Origin of the sequence: Halomonas sp. C22, assembly GCF_007655045.1 — a bacterium.
Taxonomy (GTDB): domain Bacteria; phylum Pseudomonadota; class Gammaproteobacteria; order Pseudomonadales; family Halomonadaceae; genus Vreelandella; species Vreelandella hamiltonii.
The window spans coordinates 447,970-462,333 of record NZ_VBVC01000001.1 but is presented as its reverse complement, the minus strand read 5'-3'; the positions used below and the strand labels follow the sequence as shown (position 1 = coordinate 462,333).

The 14,364-nt window shown below is 54.0% G+C and carries 13 protein-coding genes; 9 read left to right on the top strand and 4 right to left on the bottom strand.

Annotation, left to right across the window (positions count from 1 at the left end):
• Positions 1-81: 81 nt before the first annotated feature.
• Complete coding sequence (gene copM / locus FEU76_RS02155) at positions 82-504, bottom strand: CopM family metallochaperone (protein ID WP_084123732.1); 423 nt, start codon at positions 502-504, stop codon at positions 82-84.
• A gap of 446 nt (positions 505-950) precedes the next feature.
• Here copM and FEU76_RS02150 point away from each other — a divergent pair, with 446 nt between their 5' ends.
• Positions 951-2,720: a hypothetical protein gene (locus FEU76_RS02150; protein ID WP_139788417.1), complete on the top strand. Its 1,770-nt coding sequence runs from the start codon at positions 951-953 to the stop codon at positions 2,718-2,720.
• A gap of 110 nt (positions 2,721-2,830) precedes the next feature.
• On the opposite strand, the gene FEU76_RS02145 is transcribed toward FEU76_RS02150, so the two are convergent.
• The gene (locus FEU76_RS02145; RefSeq protein ID WP_039175778.1) at positions 2,831-3,751 is read right to left on the bottom strand and encodes a bile acid:sodium symporter family protein; all 921 of its coding nucleotides are present in this window, start codon (positions 3,749-3,751) and stop codon (positions 2,831-2,833) included.
• A 205-nt stretch (positions 3,752-3,956) separates the two neighbouring features.
• On the opposite strand from FEU76_RS02145, the gene FEU76_RS02140 reads away from it, so the two are divergent.
• From FEU76_RS02140 to FEU76_RS02125, 4 genes are all read left to right on the top strand, one after another.
• Positions 3,957-4,871, top strand: coding sequence for a cation diffusion facilitator family transporter (locus FEU76_RS02140; protein WP_027965780.1), 915 nt, complete (start codon positions 3,957-3,959; stop codon positions 4,869-4,871).
• A gap of 113 nt (positions 4,872-4,984) precedes the next feature.
• Positions 4,985-5,662 carry a DsbA family protein gene (locus FEU76_RS02135; protein WP_016916431.1) on the top strand — a complete coding sequence of 226 codons (678 nt, stop codon included), beginning with the start codon at positions 4,985-4,987 and terminating at the stop codon, positions 5,660-5,662.
• On the top strand, positions 5,662-6,651 hold the full coding sequence (locus FEU76_RS02130; protein WP_016916430.1) for a M23 family metallopeptidase: 990 nt from the start codon (positions 5,662-5,664) through the stop codon (positions 6,649-6,651). Before FEU76_RS02135 ends, FEU76_RS02130 begins: the two co-directional genes overlap by 1 nt.
• A gap of 112 nt (positions 6,652-6,763) precedes the next feature.
• Positions 6,764-7,546: a ZIP family metal transporter gene (locus FEU76_RS02125; protein WP_016916429.1), complete on the top strand. Its 783-nt coding sequence runs from the start codon at positions 6,764-6,766 to the stop codon at positions 7,544-7,546.
• Between the two features lie 28 nt (positions 7,547-7,574).
• On the opposite strand, the gene FEU76_RS02120 is transcribed toward FEU76_RS02125, so the two are convergent.
• The gene (locus FEU76_RS02120; RefSeq protein WP_144979945.1) at positions 7,575-8,033 is read right to left on the bottom strand and encodes a MerR family transcriptional regulator; all 459 of its coding nucleotides are present in this window, start codon (positions 8,031-8,033) and stop codon (positions 7,575-7,577) included.
• An 86-nt stretch (positions 8,034-8,119) separates the two neighbouring features.
• Between FEU76_RS02120 and FEU76_RS02115 the strand changes: the two genes are divergently transcribed.
• The 4 genes from FEU76_RS02115 to FEU76_RS02100 are packed head-to-tail and all read left to right on the top strand — an operon-like array spanning position 8,120 to position 13,440.
• Positions 8,120-10,306, top strand: coding sequence for a heavy metal translocating P-type ATPase (locus tag FEU76_RS02115; protein WP_144979941.1), 2,187 nt, complete (start codon positions 8,120-8,122; stop codon positions 10,304-10,306).
• On the top strand, positions 10,303-10,806 hold the full coding sequence (gene lspA, locus FEU76_RS02110) for a signal peptidase II (protein WP_016916426.1): 504 nt from the start codon (positions 10,303-10,305) through the stop codon (positions 10,804-10,806). Before FEU76_RS02115 ends, lspA begins: the two co-directional genes overlap by 4 nt.
• Positions 10,807-10,810: 4 nt before the next feature.
• Entirely contained in the window at positions 10,811-12,343 is a 1,533-nt protein-coding gene (gene lnt / locus FEU76_RS02105; RefSeq protein WP_016916425.1) for an apolipoprotein N-acyltransferase, read from the top strand.
• Positions 12,344-12,396: 53 nt separating this feature from the next.
• Positions 12,397-13,440 carry a L,D-transpeptidase family protein gene (locus FEU76_RS02100; protein WP_016916424.1) on the top strand — a complete coding sequence of 348 codons (1,044 nt, stop codon included), beginning with the start codon at positions 12,397-12,399 and terminating at the stop codon, positions 13,438-13,440.
• Positions 13,441-13,566: 126 nt separating this feature from the next.
• Here FEU76_RS02100 and FEU76_RS02095 read toward each other — a convergent pair whose 3' ends face one another.
• Positions 13,567-14,184: a hypothetical protein gene (locus FEU76_RS02095; RefSeq protein WP_232068200.1), complete on the bottom strand. Its 618-nt coding sequence runs from the start codon at positions 14,182-14,184 to the stop codon at positions 13,567-13,569.
• Between the last annotated feature and the right edge of the window lie 180 nt (positions 14,185-14,364).

Sequence of the window (14,364 nt, the reverse complement as noted above, 5' to 3'; positions counted from 1 at the left end):
TCCTTTGATGCGACCCTGAAGAGGCGGACAGAATATCACTGTTGCGGCCGGTGCGTAGCGGATTATGCGGGCAAGGTGACGTTAATGTTCCTGACGCTCGAGCCACTCGCGCAGAAACGCAATTTCACTCTCTTGAGCCGCGATAATCTCCTCGGCGAGCTGGCGAATCTCTGGGTCATCGCCATATTCGAGCACGATCTCGGCCATCGCAATGGCGCCTTCATGGTGCGGAATCATGCCCTTGGCAAAGTCCACGTCGGGATCTCCGCTGAAGGCCATGTTCATATCTTCATGCATACGGTCATTGGCCGCCTGAAAAGCGGCAACGGCCGGATTCTCTGAAGGTGATGCGGCCTGCCCATGGGACTCGTGGGCGTGGCTATCTGATTGCGCATGGCTGAGCGGCGTGATCAGCGCCCCCGCGAGCATCATGACGCCTACCCAGTACGGCCTGGGCATGGCGGGTAAAAGGCTCTGGGTGACACCTTGGCAAGCGTTGGACATCAGTGTGCTCCTCAATGGCTGATTGGCTTTGCCTGCCTCTGTCAGGCAGGACGCTATCGTCACGATAGATTAAAAGTCTAAAACCTTGGGGCAGCACAGAGGTCAAGAGGCCTAAGGTCTAGGGTCTCCCCATTTTCCGGCGTGTCATCGGCATAGTCCTCCTGAGGAGGTGAACAAGTCTGGTATTCGTGCCTCGGCGTCTGGCGCTCTTCTCCAGAGGGGATAGAAAACACTTCGGCCTTGAGCAAACAGCCGTTGCCAGCCCCGCTGCAGGCTATAGAACGGGAATATCAGCCGGCGGTGTCGCTTCTGACGTTGCGCGTGCCGCACCAACTCCGGCGCTCGGTCCTGATAGGCCGCAAGCAGTGTCATTTCCAACAATTGTTGCGACTAAACAATAATTGCTGCGACAATCTCTATGTTGAGTTTACATAGAGTGCGCCTTTGTGACCGTTTCTCTTAAACAATCCAGAACCTTTAGCTTCCATGATGGCACCCTAAAAAACGAGGCAGAGCGCTTGGTCGTTTGGTGGTACGGGCCTATATTTAAGAACAATCGCTTACGAAGCGTCCCTAAAATCCATATCTTCTTAAGAACCATCGACCATGAAAATAACTTAGGAGGCGTGATGAGACGTGAGACTGTCTTAACGCATCTTGGGCTATTGAGAATAGGGTCAGTATGGGAAAAGGGCGTGAGTAGCTCGCGTATTGCCTACGAGGAAAGAAAATTCTCCGTTTCTTTTTCTCCAGGCGGCTGGCGAATTGTCACCTTAGATGATTTACGACAATCAGGACGAAGCCTCTATACCGCTTTTCATGACTCGAACTACTTACCCCAGAAAAATCAGCACAAAACATACCTGATTGAATTTGACCTTCCAGATGGCAAACACTTGCTCATCCCTTGCACAGAATTTTTTATTCGCGTTTACGGCCGATCTTCTGAAATCAAGCGAGTGCTCGCCACTTACCCTTGGGAAGAAGTCAAAAAACGTCTTTATCGACAGCTTGATGCGCCTGCATCCCCAGGTACGTGGCCTGTCAAATTTACCTATCATGTTCATAAACACGATGCCATTTTGCTCGCGCATATGTTGTACGATCCGTATGCCAAGCGCGCTGCAAAATATATATATTCACAATTTGAAACCAGCTCCACGCCAGATGAGATGCTTTTAAAAGCCACCCCATGGTTTCAAGGCAGCGGGGAAATCTCTGTTTCTGGCGTTCCAATTGATGGTGGCAACACATTCCTAGGCTTGCAGATATTAGGCTGTACGCAGCCCGATGGTGCCACGATCCACCGCGAAAGAGAGAAGTCAACGACAGTACCAGCCACCGATGGCGATGATGCTCCCACTCAATTTCCCTATCATCAGCTTCAAGACATCCCCGATGTCATTGACCTGACGGATGATGAAGAGCCCGACCATGGCTCTTCTTGGCTAGACCTTCCTGAGGACGAATTCGTTATTTTAGGTAAGCCTCGCGCCGTCTTGGATAAACGATATACTCGAAAAAATGTGCCCGATACACGAGGCGTCCCCGTTCCGGGTGACGAAACTATTTTCTCCACTGGGGAGCCGCATGGATCAGGAAAAGGGGTCGGACAGGCCTCTATTCATGCTCCTATTACACTGGAATCACAGGGCTTTCTACGTGATATGTGGAATGCGCTTCTCTATTTGCAATCGGCCTATCCCGAAACGATTCGTGGCGTTAGCTGGTTTACCTTTGAAGACGGCTTTAGCACTTCCCCCGACCCTCGGTTGATCAGCCTCGAACCTTTCGAAATAGACGAGGAGGTGGAAACGTCAGTCGCTAATTGGGTTTACATTGATACTCAGACCAAGGTACCTCGCGGGGTGCTCGTCGTTCGGGTGCATGTGTTAGATCAAACGCTCTATCTCATGGAGATCCAACGACGCCCTCCAAAACCCAGAGCTGGCGGTAGCGAGGAGGCATCCAAGCCTCCTTCCTATAAAGGTTTAGTCTTCACGCTGAGCCACCAAGGCAGCTTCGAGCAGTGGTTACGCCAAGTGCTGTCTAACGTGCGGCACGTAGAAGGTGTTGTCCAAAAACTAGTTGGTCACTGCCCAGGATTCGCCGATACGTTCAAGCACCCTAAATCCAAAAAGGAACAGATACCCTGCGAAGCCTCTGTGTTAAATGCTTTTAGCAAGGTCAGTATTGGTCGCAGTGACTTAGCATAGGTACTATTTGCCACCTTTATGAGTAGCGGTGTCTGTTTTGTCGCTAAGAGCAACCTGTACACCCCGTGTGCAGGTTGCTCTTCTGACGAAGAGCCGATACGGCCATCCCTTCAGTGGCGGGCGAGGATCTTCGCTGCGATGGGCGAAGTGATCATTTGAATCACGGCAAAAAAAGCGGCTGGAATCGCGATCTCTGATGGCAAGCCGGAAACAGCGACAAACGCTGCAGCGATGCTGAATTCCTTTTTACTGACCGTGAAAAGATAGGTAATCACCTCTTTGCGATCAGAGGTGAGTAACCGTGAGGACATACCTACCAGGTACCCAATCAAATTGAGGCACAGGGCCGCGCCCGCAATCACAAACGCATACCAGCCATAGCCAATGATCGTGGTGGCATTCGGCCCGACCACGGCGAGTAGGATCAGCAGATACAGAATCGACCCTATCCCTGCATACGCTGAATCATGCCGTGCAAAGAAAGCCGAGAACTTTGTACGCAAGCTGACCCCAATCACGGTAGGAAGAAGCACGATTAGTGTTAATTCAAGAATAATTGATCCAAGCGGCACGTCTAACTGAAGGCCGGTGAGCCATAAAAACAGGAAGGGAACAATAAACGGACATAACGCGGTGTTGACTGCGTTGAAAACAGCGGCAAGCGCCACATTGCCTTTTGCCATCAGTACCAAAAGAGGAGAGGACACATCTGTCGGCAGCGTGCCGAGCAAGGTTTGGCCAGCAGCCAGCGGGCCGCTTCCAAAAAATAGACGGCCCGTTAGCCACCCGGCAATCGACATAGGCCCATAGACCAGCCCCAATGCCAACAACTGCCGTGACGGCTTTCGGAACACGATGCGCACTGCATGCGCATCGAATGTGAGGCTGATAATCAACATCAGTAATGCCAGTAATGGCCCAATCGCGAACTTAAGCATTATTCCGGTGGCCGGAAAGAGTAAGCCTCCCCCCGCGACGACGATTACAAACCAGACAAGGTGCGCCTCGACAAAATAAATGAATCTACCCATGGTGGATTAGACGTTACCGGTTGAAGTGGATTGAGCCCCGCACCTAAAACATGATCACCTTCGGCCCAGCGCGCCATGGCTCGCTTGGTAGCTAGGGACGTGCTTCCCAATCCAGCGATGCAAATAGATAATGCTCAAGGGTTGAAGCTTTAGTTGCTAGAGGTTTTATAGTACCAAGAACAGATAATTCGAGAGAAGGTAACAGATGGGACATCATCATGATCATCCCCACATTGATCCTGCCTCTGGCGACCGGCGCGTCAGCATCTCCATTTGGGCCAATGGGCTCTTAACCATCGCTCAAATCGTCGGTGGCATTATGGCGGGGAGCCTATCGCTGATCGCTGATGCGTTACATAACTTTTCTGACATGGCAGCATTAGTCATTGCCTTTGCTGCTCGTAAAATCGCCAGACGGCCTGCCGATGTGCATATGACCTTTGGCTATGGCCGCATCGAGATAGTGGCAGCACTCATCAATTACACCACCCTCATTATTGTCGGTGTCTACCTGATTTACGAAGGCGCTATGCGGATGGTCGATCCCCCTGAGATAGAGGGATGGACGATCGTGATTATTGGTGGCGTCGCGCTCGTCGTCGATGCCCTTACCGCCATGCTCACGTGGTCAATGCAAAAAGAGAGTGTCAATATCCGCGCCCTTTTTCTGCATAACTTATCGGATGCGTTTGCCTCCATCGCCGTGATTATCGGTGGTTCGCTTATTTTACTGTACGACATGCGCTGGGTAGACCCCGCGATCACGATAGGGATTGCGCTATATATTCTTTACCTAGCCTTCTCTGAAATTGGCGGCCCTATCCGTACGCTAATGCTGGGATCTCCCCCGGACATTGACGGGCAGGCAGTCGTTGAGACCGTACGAGATATCGAGGGAGTCCAGGATATTCACCATGTGCATCTATGGCAGATGCAGGAAAACATGGCAGCCCTTGACTGCCACGTGGTTCTGACAGAAACCGGCTGGCAGCAGCTTGAATCCGTCAAAGCAGAGATCAAGGAGCAGCTTAAAATGCGCTTCAGTATTGCTCATTCCAGCCTAGAGTTTGAGCATAGTGACCACGCGCATCAAAATGCCAATCTATATGGGCACGAGTGATAGACCGAGGCCGACTCCCGGCTCAGGTAGTTAGCGAGCGGCTTACTCCCATAGCGATTGGCTTATTTTTCAACCCTACTTTTCCACCCCATCGTTGAGAAAGAGAGAGAAACATGTTCAAAAAAGCGTCTTTTATATTGGCCGGTACGTTAATGCTGACCGCTGCGATCGTCGCCGTATCGAAACCTGCCCTCTTAGATATGCAAGCTCAGGCAGCAAAGGAGAGCAGTGTCCAGGCAGAGGACTCCTTGGTGCGCTCACACTCCCCCATCTTGGGACGAGAAGACGCGCCGGTGACGATTGTGGAATTCTTCGATCCGGCTTGCGAAGCCTGCCGTGCTTTCTATCCCCTGACAAAAAGTATTCTGGAAACCTACCCAGAAAAAGTGCGGCTCATCGTGCGCTACACTCCTTTCCACGGCGACGTATCTGATAAGGCCATTCGGGTATTAGAAGTTGCTCGTCGTCAGGGCGTCTTTGAACCGGTACTGGAGAGGCTGCTGGCTCGCCAGGATCAATGGGCTTCACATGGCAGTTTTGATGAATCCGCTATCCTCGATATCGCGAGCCAAGGAGGCCTTGATTTAGCGGCTGCCGAAGAGCAACTGACTTCTGCTGAGGTGCAGGCGGTGATTGACCAAGACATGGCGGATGTCAGAGCCAATCAGATTCGCCAAACACCTACCTTTTTTGTCAATGGCGAGCCTTTAGACCCCTTTGGTATGCAAGAGCTGATTGATGCCGTTGAGAGTGAAGTAGCGGAGATCTCTGGGGAAGAGGATGGCCAGTGATGCAGCGCTGGTGGTTACTAGGCTTTGTGGGCTTTTACCCCTTGCTAGCCGAAGCCAATTGGCAAACGCATCTGTCATTGCCTCCGTCTGAACTTAGCCCTGTCAAGTTACAGGCGGCTAGCGAGCAAGAAGGCACATTACCGCTCGATAGCGTTGATACCCTAACCTTTGGGCGTGATGTCGTCATTGATACCACCCTCTACGAGGCCTTGGCAGCAGAAGGTGTCCCAACGCGTTTCGCCACTAAACTGGAAACACTGCTCAGCGAGTTTATCGCAGCGCCGCTGGAGTTTTCTGGCAGTGAACGTATTCAATTAGTGTGGGAGGAAGATCGACGCCAGGACGGCGCCCGTGTTGGGCCACCACGCCTCAGTTATGCCGCTCTGCCTGATCAGGCAGAGCCCTTGGAGGTCATATGGCCGGTCACCCAAAAGGGGGACGTAGCTCTTTTCAAAAGCGACACCCTGCTAGGCACGTTGCGGTTGCCCGTGCTTAGTGCCCGCTTAACGTCTCGCTTTGGGAATCGGCGACATCCTGTGTATGGAGGGATGCGTCCTCATAATGGAATTGACTTGGCTGCGCCGACAGGAACGCCGGTCATTGCCACCGCACCTGGGCGCGTATTCTTTATGGGTCGCCAAGGGGGATATGGGCAGGTGATCGAGGTGGAGCACGACACAGGGGCCATTAGTCGCTACACACACCTTAGCCGATTCTCCCCACAGCTAGTGGTTGGGGATTTAGTCAATGCGGGAGAGTCGCTCGGAGAGGTAGGTTCCTCCGGGGTCGCCACGGGCCCCAACCTGCATTACGAAGTGAGAGTCAATAACCAGCCTGTTGATCCCCTTGGTCAAGGTCAACGCATCATGTTGGGTGAGCAGCCGACTCAAGGTGAATATCAAGCGTCACTTTACGAGGCAAGAGATCGCTTGGAACAAGCTATCGGCACGGCGTCCATTTATGACTTGATCTCGTTTAACGAGCCGTAACCACCCGTGCTTAGCAACGTTGCATGGATTGTTAGTAACGTGAACGTGTGCTTGCCTCGTTATGGAACCCTAGCGCTGTGATCACTCATCTACCACAAGACAGGTAATCGGTATGGAAGAGGTTTCTCTCGTCACAATGGGGGTATTGGGAAGCCTTGCCGCGGGCTTGATGACGGCTGTCGGGGCGCTTCCTATCTTGTTTACCAAAAGACCGAATCGTGGTGTTCGCGATTTAGCGTTGGGGTTCGCCGCTGGCGTCATGCTAGCGGCCTCTTTCTTCTCACTGATCATACCCTCCTTAGAAGCCTCGGAGCTGCGTTACGGAGGTAGCGTGGTACCTGCTGCCATTGCCTGTGCGGCCATCTTGCTAGGGATTGGAATGGTCGCACTACTGAACGAACTCTTACCTCATGAGCACTTCGAACAGGGGCGAGAAGGGCCAGAGGCTGCCTCACTACGTCGTATCTGGTTGTTTATTATTGCCATTACGATACACAACCTGCCAGAAGGGCTAGCCGTTGGCGTGGCCTTCGGCGCAGGGGGAAGCGAAGGAGGCATTCCACTAGCGATTGGCATTGGACTTCAGAATGCCCCAGAAGGACTGGCCGTAGCAGTATCACTGCTAGGCGTGGGCTATTCACGTTGGCGGTCATGGACGATTGCCGCCCTTACGGGGCTTGTTGAGCCGTTGGGTGGCTTATTAGGCGCTGGAGTCATCAGCATGTCACAAGCGCTACTGCCCTGGGGGTTGGCCTTTGCAGCGGGGGCGATGTTGTATGTGATCAGTCATGAGATTATTCCCGAAACTCATCGAAGCGGGCACCAAAAAAAGGCCACGCTGGGCCTCTCCATCGGATTGGTACTCATGCTGTTTTTGGATGTTTCGCTGGGCTGACCATTGGGCGTGGGGCGTAGCGTTAGTGCTAACCCAAGTCGAGAGCCCCTCCGTGCGATTTTTCAGTGATACAGAGTTGATGATCACTGATGACCTCAATGATTCGGCAGCTTTCCACTTTACCACCGGCACACTGCGTGATCATCCGTTGAAGCTCCTCACGCAGTATGGACAGTCGTTGAAGGCGGGACTCCACTTTCTTTAGGTGATGCGTGGCGATGGCATCGACTTCTTGGCAAGGCATATCAGGTTGATCTGACATGGCCAAAAGCTCTCGCACTGACTCCACCGAAAAGCCAAAGTCACGGGCATGACGAATAAAGGTCAAGCGCCGCACAGCGTCGTCTCCATAGCGGCGCTGCCCCCCACCGGTTCGTGTCGCATCGCGCAACAGCCCAATACGCTCGTAATAGCGAACCGTTTCAGGTTTGCAATCGGCTCGTCGTGCTAACTCACCAATGCTGATACTTTGGCCGATCATCGACATGGTAAAACTCCTTAGGCAGGGCTTGAAGCTGTAGTTGCTACAAGGTTTACACTTAAAAACCATAGCCCATTGGCAGGAGAGGCACCATGAAAACATCAACGCCGACAACAGCGCCTACCACCTTGACGCTGCGTGTTGAAGGCATGGACTGCGGCGGTTGTGAGCGCAAGGTTGTATCGGCGCTAGAGCGACTGGAAGGCATTGAGGAAGTCACGGCAAGCTCGGTCACGGGATCAGTGAAGATTCACCACCACGATCACGGGGCCCCCTCGCGAAAGACCATTGAGGGCATCCTGAACGAACTAGGCTATCAAGTGGCTTCCCATGATGGCCAAACACGCGCACCTGGTGCTTCATCCTCTTGGTGGCAAACCGCTAAAGGGCGCTTGGTCATTATCACAGGCAATTTGCTGATCGTAGCCTTCGCGCTTCGTTTAGCATGGCCTGCGCTGGGTAATATGCCTTTCATTTTGGCCACGCTAGTCGGCTTAATACCCATTGCGCAGAGTGCCTGGGGCGCCCTCAAAATGCGCAATCCCTTTACCATAGAGATGCTGATGTGCATCGCTGCGCTTGGCGCATTGGCCATCAATGCTGCCGCTGAAGCTGCGATGGTCGTGTTCTTGTTCGCCGTAGGTGAGCTACTCGAAGGGGTAGCTGCTTCACGAGCGCGCCGCAGTATCTCAGCCTTGGCAAATTTAACACCCTCAACGGCGAGGCTGATGGACAATGGCCAGCTGCGTGACGTCTCGGCGGAGTCACTTAAACCCGGGCAGCGTGTGCTGGTGCGGCCCGGTGATCGCGTACCCTGCGATGGACGCATCCTGGTGGGCACCTCCGACATTGACGAGTCGCCGGTAAACGGCGAGTCCATACCCCGTTCGCGAGCGCCTGGTGATGACATTTTTGCTGGCACAGTGAATCTTGATGCCGCCCTGGAGGTGGAGGTAACACGAGGCGCTGATGACAATACGATCGCTCGCGTTATTCGTCTGGTTGAAGAAGCACAGGCCGCCAAGGCACCGATAGCACGCTTTATTGATCGTTTTGCGTATTACTATATGCCCGCCGTCGTCTTACTCGCCCTACTGATGGCGATAGTGCCACCGCTGGTATCGACCATGGCATGGTCGGAGTCGATTTACCGTGCGTTAGCATTGCTGTTAATCGCATGCCCCTGCGCGTTGGTCATTTCTACCCCAGCCGCCATCGCCGCAGGTCTCTCGGCGGGCGCTCGGCGCGGACTACTGATCAAAGGGGGAGCCGTTCTTGAACAGTTAGGTAAGCTTCGCTTGGTGGCATTAGATAAAACGGGCACCCTCACTGCGGGTACCCCAAGAGTCACAGATGTGGAGTCTTGGATTGCTGAGGAAGACGATAACAGCGTATTGCGGCTCGCCGCCGCAATAGAGCGGGATTCCAGTCACCCTATCGCCACGGCTATCGTTGAGCATGCCAGACAGTCGGGCATCAACCTCCCCACCGTCACTGGCAGCCGCGCTCTGGCGGGGCGCGGTGTTTCCGGCCAGGTGGAGGGTCGCGAGCTGAGCTTAATGACGCCTCGTCACCTTCACGAGAAAGTCATCCTTGAGGAAAGTCTCAGTGCTCGAATTGTCGCGTTAGAAGAAGCCGGTAAGAGCCTCGCTCTCCTCGTCGAAGGCGAGCGTTTACTGGGCTTGATCGCGGTTCGCGATGAGCCACGCGAAGATGCCATTGAAGGCCTAGCGGCGCTATCCCGTTTAGGCGTACAGGCGGTCATGCTCAGCGGTGATAATGCCCGCACCGTCGCTGCCACGGGGGGTCGCTTAGGCATTGAAGCGTACGGCGAACTAATGCCTGAAGACAAGGCAGCGTATGTTCGAGACTGGCAAGCGGCAGGCCGTGGCCCCATCGGTAAAGTAGGTGATGGCATCAACGATGCACCGGCACTCGCGGCAGCAGATGTGGGTATCGCGATGGGGGGTGGCACGGATGTGGCGTTGGAAACCGCCGATGCAGCCTTGCTCAAGAACCGCGTTACCGGCATCGCTGAGCTGATAGACCTCTCTCGTGCCACGCTGCGCAATGTGAAAACCAACGTTGTTCTCGCCCTTGGCTTAAAAGCCATTTTCCTAGTTACAACGGCGCTGGGTATTACCGGCATGTGGATTGCGGTGATGGCCGATACCGGTGCTACCGTCCTGGTGACGTTGAACGCCATGCGACTGCTGGGTTACCGCTTTTCGCCCAGTACCGCAATGACAGGCCTGTCACAAGGAAAAACAACGTCATGAGAACAGCGCCAAACGATAGCCCTTCACGTCGCTGGCCATGGTTCACATTAGCTTGCGTGATGGCTCTAGCCGATCAACTGGTCAAGGAAATTGTGCATGCCCAGATGTCGTTTGGCCAAGTCATTCCGCTAACGCCGTTTTTTAACTGGGTTTATACCGGGAACACAGGAGCCGCTTTCAGCTTTCTCGCAGAAGCAGGGGGTTGGCAGCGCTACCTCTTTCTTGGTTTAGCGTTGGTGGTGGTCGTCGTATTGGTTGTGCAGCTATGCAAACCCCTGTCGCGCTTGGAGGCCTGTGCGTACAGCCTGATTCTTGGCGGCGCGCTCGGTAATACTGTTGATCGCTTAGCGCGAGGGTACGTCGTCGACTATCTGGACATTTACTGGGGCGAATGGCATTGGCCCGCCTTTAACATGGCCGATATCGCGCTATTTGCCGGTGTATTGATGTTCGCGGTGGCGTTATGGCGTGAAAGTCCTGCTTTTAAGCGCTCTGAGTAACGCTATGGATGTGGTCGATAAAGATAAAGAATATACGCTTTTTGCTGGGCGCTCCTCACCAATAGTCGATTGCGTTGTAGCGCTCGCCGCTGGGGTGCTGACCACCTTGAGTGCCGCCCCCTTTTCCCTATGGTGGCTTGGCCCAGTGAGCGTGGCACTGGTCTATTGGAGAATAGCGTCGCTAACGCCCGCCATGGCCACCCTGCGTGGGTGGTGCTATGGGGTAGGCCTGTTCGGTTCAGGCACGTCGTGGGTCTTCGTTGCTATTCACGATTTCAGTGGCACCGGGGCCTTGGTGGCGATGCTCCTCACCACTCTTTTTGTCAGCGTCCTGGCGCTCTTCTTTGCAGTCCCCTTTGGGCTCTATCGACGCATCACGGGGCCACGGTTCGCCTTTCTTAGCTTTGCCGGTATGTGGGTGGTGAGCGAATGGCTACGCACTTGGATGCTCACCGGCTTTCCCTGGTTATTGCTGGGCACCTCTCAGATTGATTCTCCACTAGCCCCATGGGCGCCCGTTGGTGGTGTGTACTTGCTGTCACTCATGACCGCGCTGACAGGTACGTTAGGGGTAGAGGTACTGCGTCGCCGCTGGAGTTTCCTTGTCCCAATGGCCGCCTTGTGGATCGTTCCATTCCTATTGCCCGCCCAATGGACAACCCCGGCTGGCAAGCCCATCCGGGTGGCATTGCTGCAAGGGAATCTTGACCAGCGCATTAAGTGGACTGCCCAAGGGCAGCGCGAAGCGATCAGTATCTACACGACGATGACACGGGAGCAAGCAAGGGATATCGATCTCATCGTTTGGCCTGAGGCAGCCCTTCCCATGCTTGAGCAGGAAGCACAGCAAATACTTGAGCAAGTAGCGTCCGACCTGGGGCCTGACACCGCCTTGTTGACCGGCATTTTGCAACGCGACAGTGAAGGGCGCTCTTATAACAGCGTCATAGGGCTAAATGATGTGCAGGGCGAATACCAGAAGGCGCACTTGGTGCCCTTTGGCGAGTATTTGCCATTCCAAAGTCTCCTCGCTGGCACCCTTGCTTTTTTCGACTTGCCAGTACCTCGCCTGACCCCAGGGTCAGGCGAACAGGCTCCGTTACACGTGGCTGGAGCCACCATTGGCAATGCCATTTGTTACGAAATCATTTTTGCCGACCATGTCGCCCAACAGGCGCGTAATGCCGAGCTGCTATTAACGGTTTCCAACGATACGTGGTTTGGGCGCTCCATTGGCCCACACCAACATCTTCAAATGGCGCGTCTACGTGCCTTAGAAAATGGTCGTCACCTACTTCGAGCTACCAGTAATGGCGTGACGGCCATCATCGATTCACAAGGTCACGTCACAGCCCGTGCCCCACAGTTTGAACAGGCCAGTTTAACGGGCGAGGTGACCCCGATGCAGGGCCTAACTCCTTTCACACGCACCGGTAGTGGCCCCGCTTGGATACTCGCTGCGGTGCTGACACTGCTCGGGTTACAACTGAACTTATCTCGATCAAAAAACGACGCATTAGATGAAAAAGGAACCTAGCGATGCTCTTGGCAAAGAACGCAGCAATACTTAAGAGATTCCTCCCATGGCCAATGCAGATCGGCTTCATCGTGAGTGTGATGGTTTCGTTTCTGGCATGGCTCCCTGTCGCCATGGCGGCACAACCTTCCACTGCCCAGGAGACGGAATGGCCCAAGGGGCATTACCCGCTACCTGAGGAAGGCAATATTATCGGAGAGGCTGACACCTTCATCGTGAAGAATTACGAGGATACTCTGATTGATATTGCCAGACGTCACAACCTTGGCTACCAGGAGATTGTACGTGCTAACCCAGAGGTCAGTATTTGGGTGCCCGGAGTGGGTACTGAAGTAACCATTCCAGGACGCTTCATCCTGCCGAATGTCGAGCGTACTGGGGTCGTCATCAATATCGCCGAGCTGCGGCTTTACTACTACCCAGATGTCAAAACCGGTGAGACACCGCGCGTTGAGACCTATCCTATCGGCATCGGTCGCGAAGGGTTTGATACACCCCTTGGTGTGACCGAGACCACCATGAACATTAAAAACCCCGCATGGTACCCGCCTGAGTCGGTAAAACGTGAAGCGGAAGCACGCGGCGAAACCGCACCAAGCGTTGTACCGCCCGGCCCCGATAACCCGCTAGGAGACCATGCCATCATCCTAGGCTTCGATGGCTATTTGATTCACGGCACCAACCAGCCCGATGGCATTGGCATGCGCGCAAGCCGAGGTTGTATCCGCATGTTACCCAAAGACATCGAATCTATATTTGACCGCATTCCACCCGGCACCCAAGTCAACATCATCAATCAGCCGATCAAGATAGGTTGGGAAGGCGGTCAGCCGCTGATTCAAGCCTTTCCGCCGCTTGGAGAAGAAGAGCACAGTATGACCGCACTCACAGAGACCATGACACGCCTTAACCAATACAATGTCGATAACGTAAACCTCGATTACGAGCAGCTCAGCGATGTCCTGTCACTCTCTAACGGGCTTATAACCCCACTACATCCAAAGCAGGAACAGGAGCCACAGCGCCACAGCCCAGAAGAGAAGGCTATCAAGGGCATTTATGAAGACCTGGTTTTGACGTCATCTCAACGGTCATGACACGCCTTTTGGCACCCCGTTGAGCCCTGGCATATAGGTAGAGAGCCATAGCCCCGTCCAAACGGCGGGGCGACATTCGCCTACAGAGTCGCGGGGCCCTCCAAGTGACTGCGCGCTATCAGTGTCTTAGCACTCAATATCCAGAGGCAGCCAGTAGGTAACGCCACCCACTACCACCTGTATCCCGTCTGTCGTCCGCTCTACGGTCTGTTGTCGAAGCATTTTCTGCGTTAATTTTGTGTCATGGAAATACTCCATGGCAGCAACGATCCATGCCTCCCTCCAGGCCTCTCCTTGATCAGCACACCGGGCCATCGTCATCAGGGTGCGGGCTAGTGTTTCTTTTCGCCGCTTTCTTGCCCGTTTTACATCCACCCGAGGAGCCAACGTGGTGGCATGTTGGCGATTTAAGAAATTAGTAAACCCCGTGACCGAGGCTGCTTGTCCGGGCACCGCATGCAAATAGTTGTCCACATCGCCCTGTTGAGGCAGTCGCTGCCCCTCCCGGTCAGTAGCGAGTAGCAATGCGGCTGCCGCTCTTAGTGCAAGTCGTGCGGAGGTGTGGGACGTTTTGCCCGCCTCTATACGGGTTTCCAATTGCAGCCAATAGGCTTGCAGCACTTGGTCTGATAGCGAAGCGAACGGCATAGAACTGAGACACGCTTGAATACGTCTTTTCTCTGAGTCGATCCGCTTTGCTTGGTGATCCGGCTCTACCCCTTGCTCTTCATGCAACCATCGCATGGGAAGCCTCACACGCCGCAAGCCCTCCGCCCCGAAGTGATGAAGTAGCTCCGAATAGCTCGGTATCCGTGACCATGCCTGGTCGAGCTCAAGGAAGAACGAGAAGAAATGATTGATCTTGAGGGCAGCCTTATGCGGCCCAGTGATACGAATCAGCCATTCACCAAATTCCCCAAAGGC

What these genes read in the sequence shown, in the direction of transcription:
- copM (WP_084123732.1), bottom strand. Translation starts at nt 504, where the DNA reads ATGTCCAACGCTTGCCAAGGTGTCACCCAGAGCCTTTTACCCGCCATG.
- FEU76_RS02145 (WP_039175778.1), bottom strand. Translation starts at nt 3,751, where the DNA reads ATGGGTAGATTCATTTATTTTGTCGAGGCGCACCTTGTCTGGTTTGTA.
- FEU76_RS02140 (WP_027965780.1), top strand. Translation starts at nt 3,957, where the DNA reads ATGGGACATCATCATGATCATCCCCACATTGATCCTGCCTCTGGCGAC.
- FEU76_RS02135 (WP_016916431.1), top strand. Translation starts at nt 4,985, where the DNA reads ATGTTCAAAAAAGCGTCTTTTATATTGGCCGGTACGTTAATGCTGACC.
- FEU76_RS02130 (WP_016916430.1), top strand. Translation starts at nt 5,662, where the DNA reads ATGCAGCGCTGGTGGTTACTAGGCTTTGTGGGCTTTTACCCCTTGCTA.
- FEU76_RS02125 (WP_016916429.1), top strand. Translation starts at nt 6,764, where the DNA reads ATGGAAGAGGTTTCTCTCGTCACAATGGGGGTATTGGGAAGCCTTGCC.
- FEU76_RS02120 (WP_144979945.1), bottom strand. Translation starts at nt 8,033, where the DNA reads ATGTCGATGATCGGCCAAAGTATCAGCATTGGTGAGTTAGCACGACGA.
- FEU76_RS02115 (WP_144979941.1), top strand. Translation starts at nt 8,120, where the DNA reads ATGAAAACATCAACGCCGACAACAGCGCCTACCACCTTGACGCTGCGT.
- lspA (WP_016916426.1), top strand. Translation starts at nt 10,303, where the DNA reads ATGAGAACAGCGCCAAACGATAGCCCTTCACGTCGCTGGCCATGGTTC.
- lnt (WP_016916425.1), top strand. Translation starts at nt 10,811, where the DNA reads ATGGATGTGGTCGATAAAGATAAAGAATATACGCTTTTTGCTGGGCGC.
- FEU76_RS02100 (WP_016916424.1), top strand. Translation starts at nt 12,397, where the DNA reads ATGCAGATCGGCTTCATCGTGAGTGTGATGGTTTCGTTTCTGGCATGG.
- FEU76_RS02095 (WP_232068200.1), bottom strand. Translation starts at nt 14,184, where the DNA reads ATGCGATGGTTGCATGAAGAGCAAGGGGTAGAGCCGGATCACCAAGCA.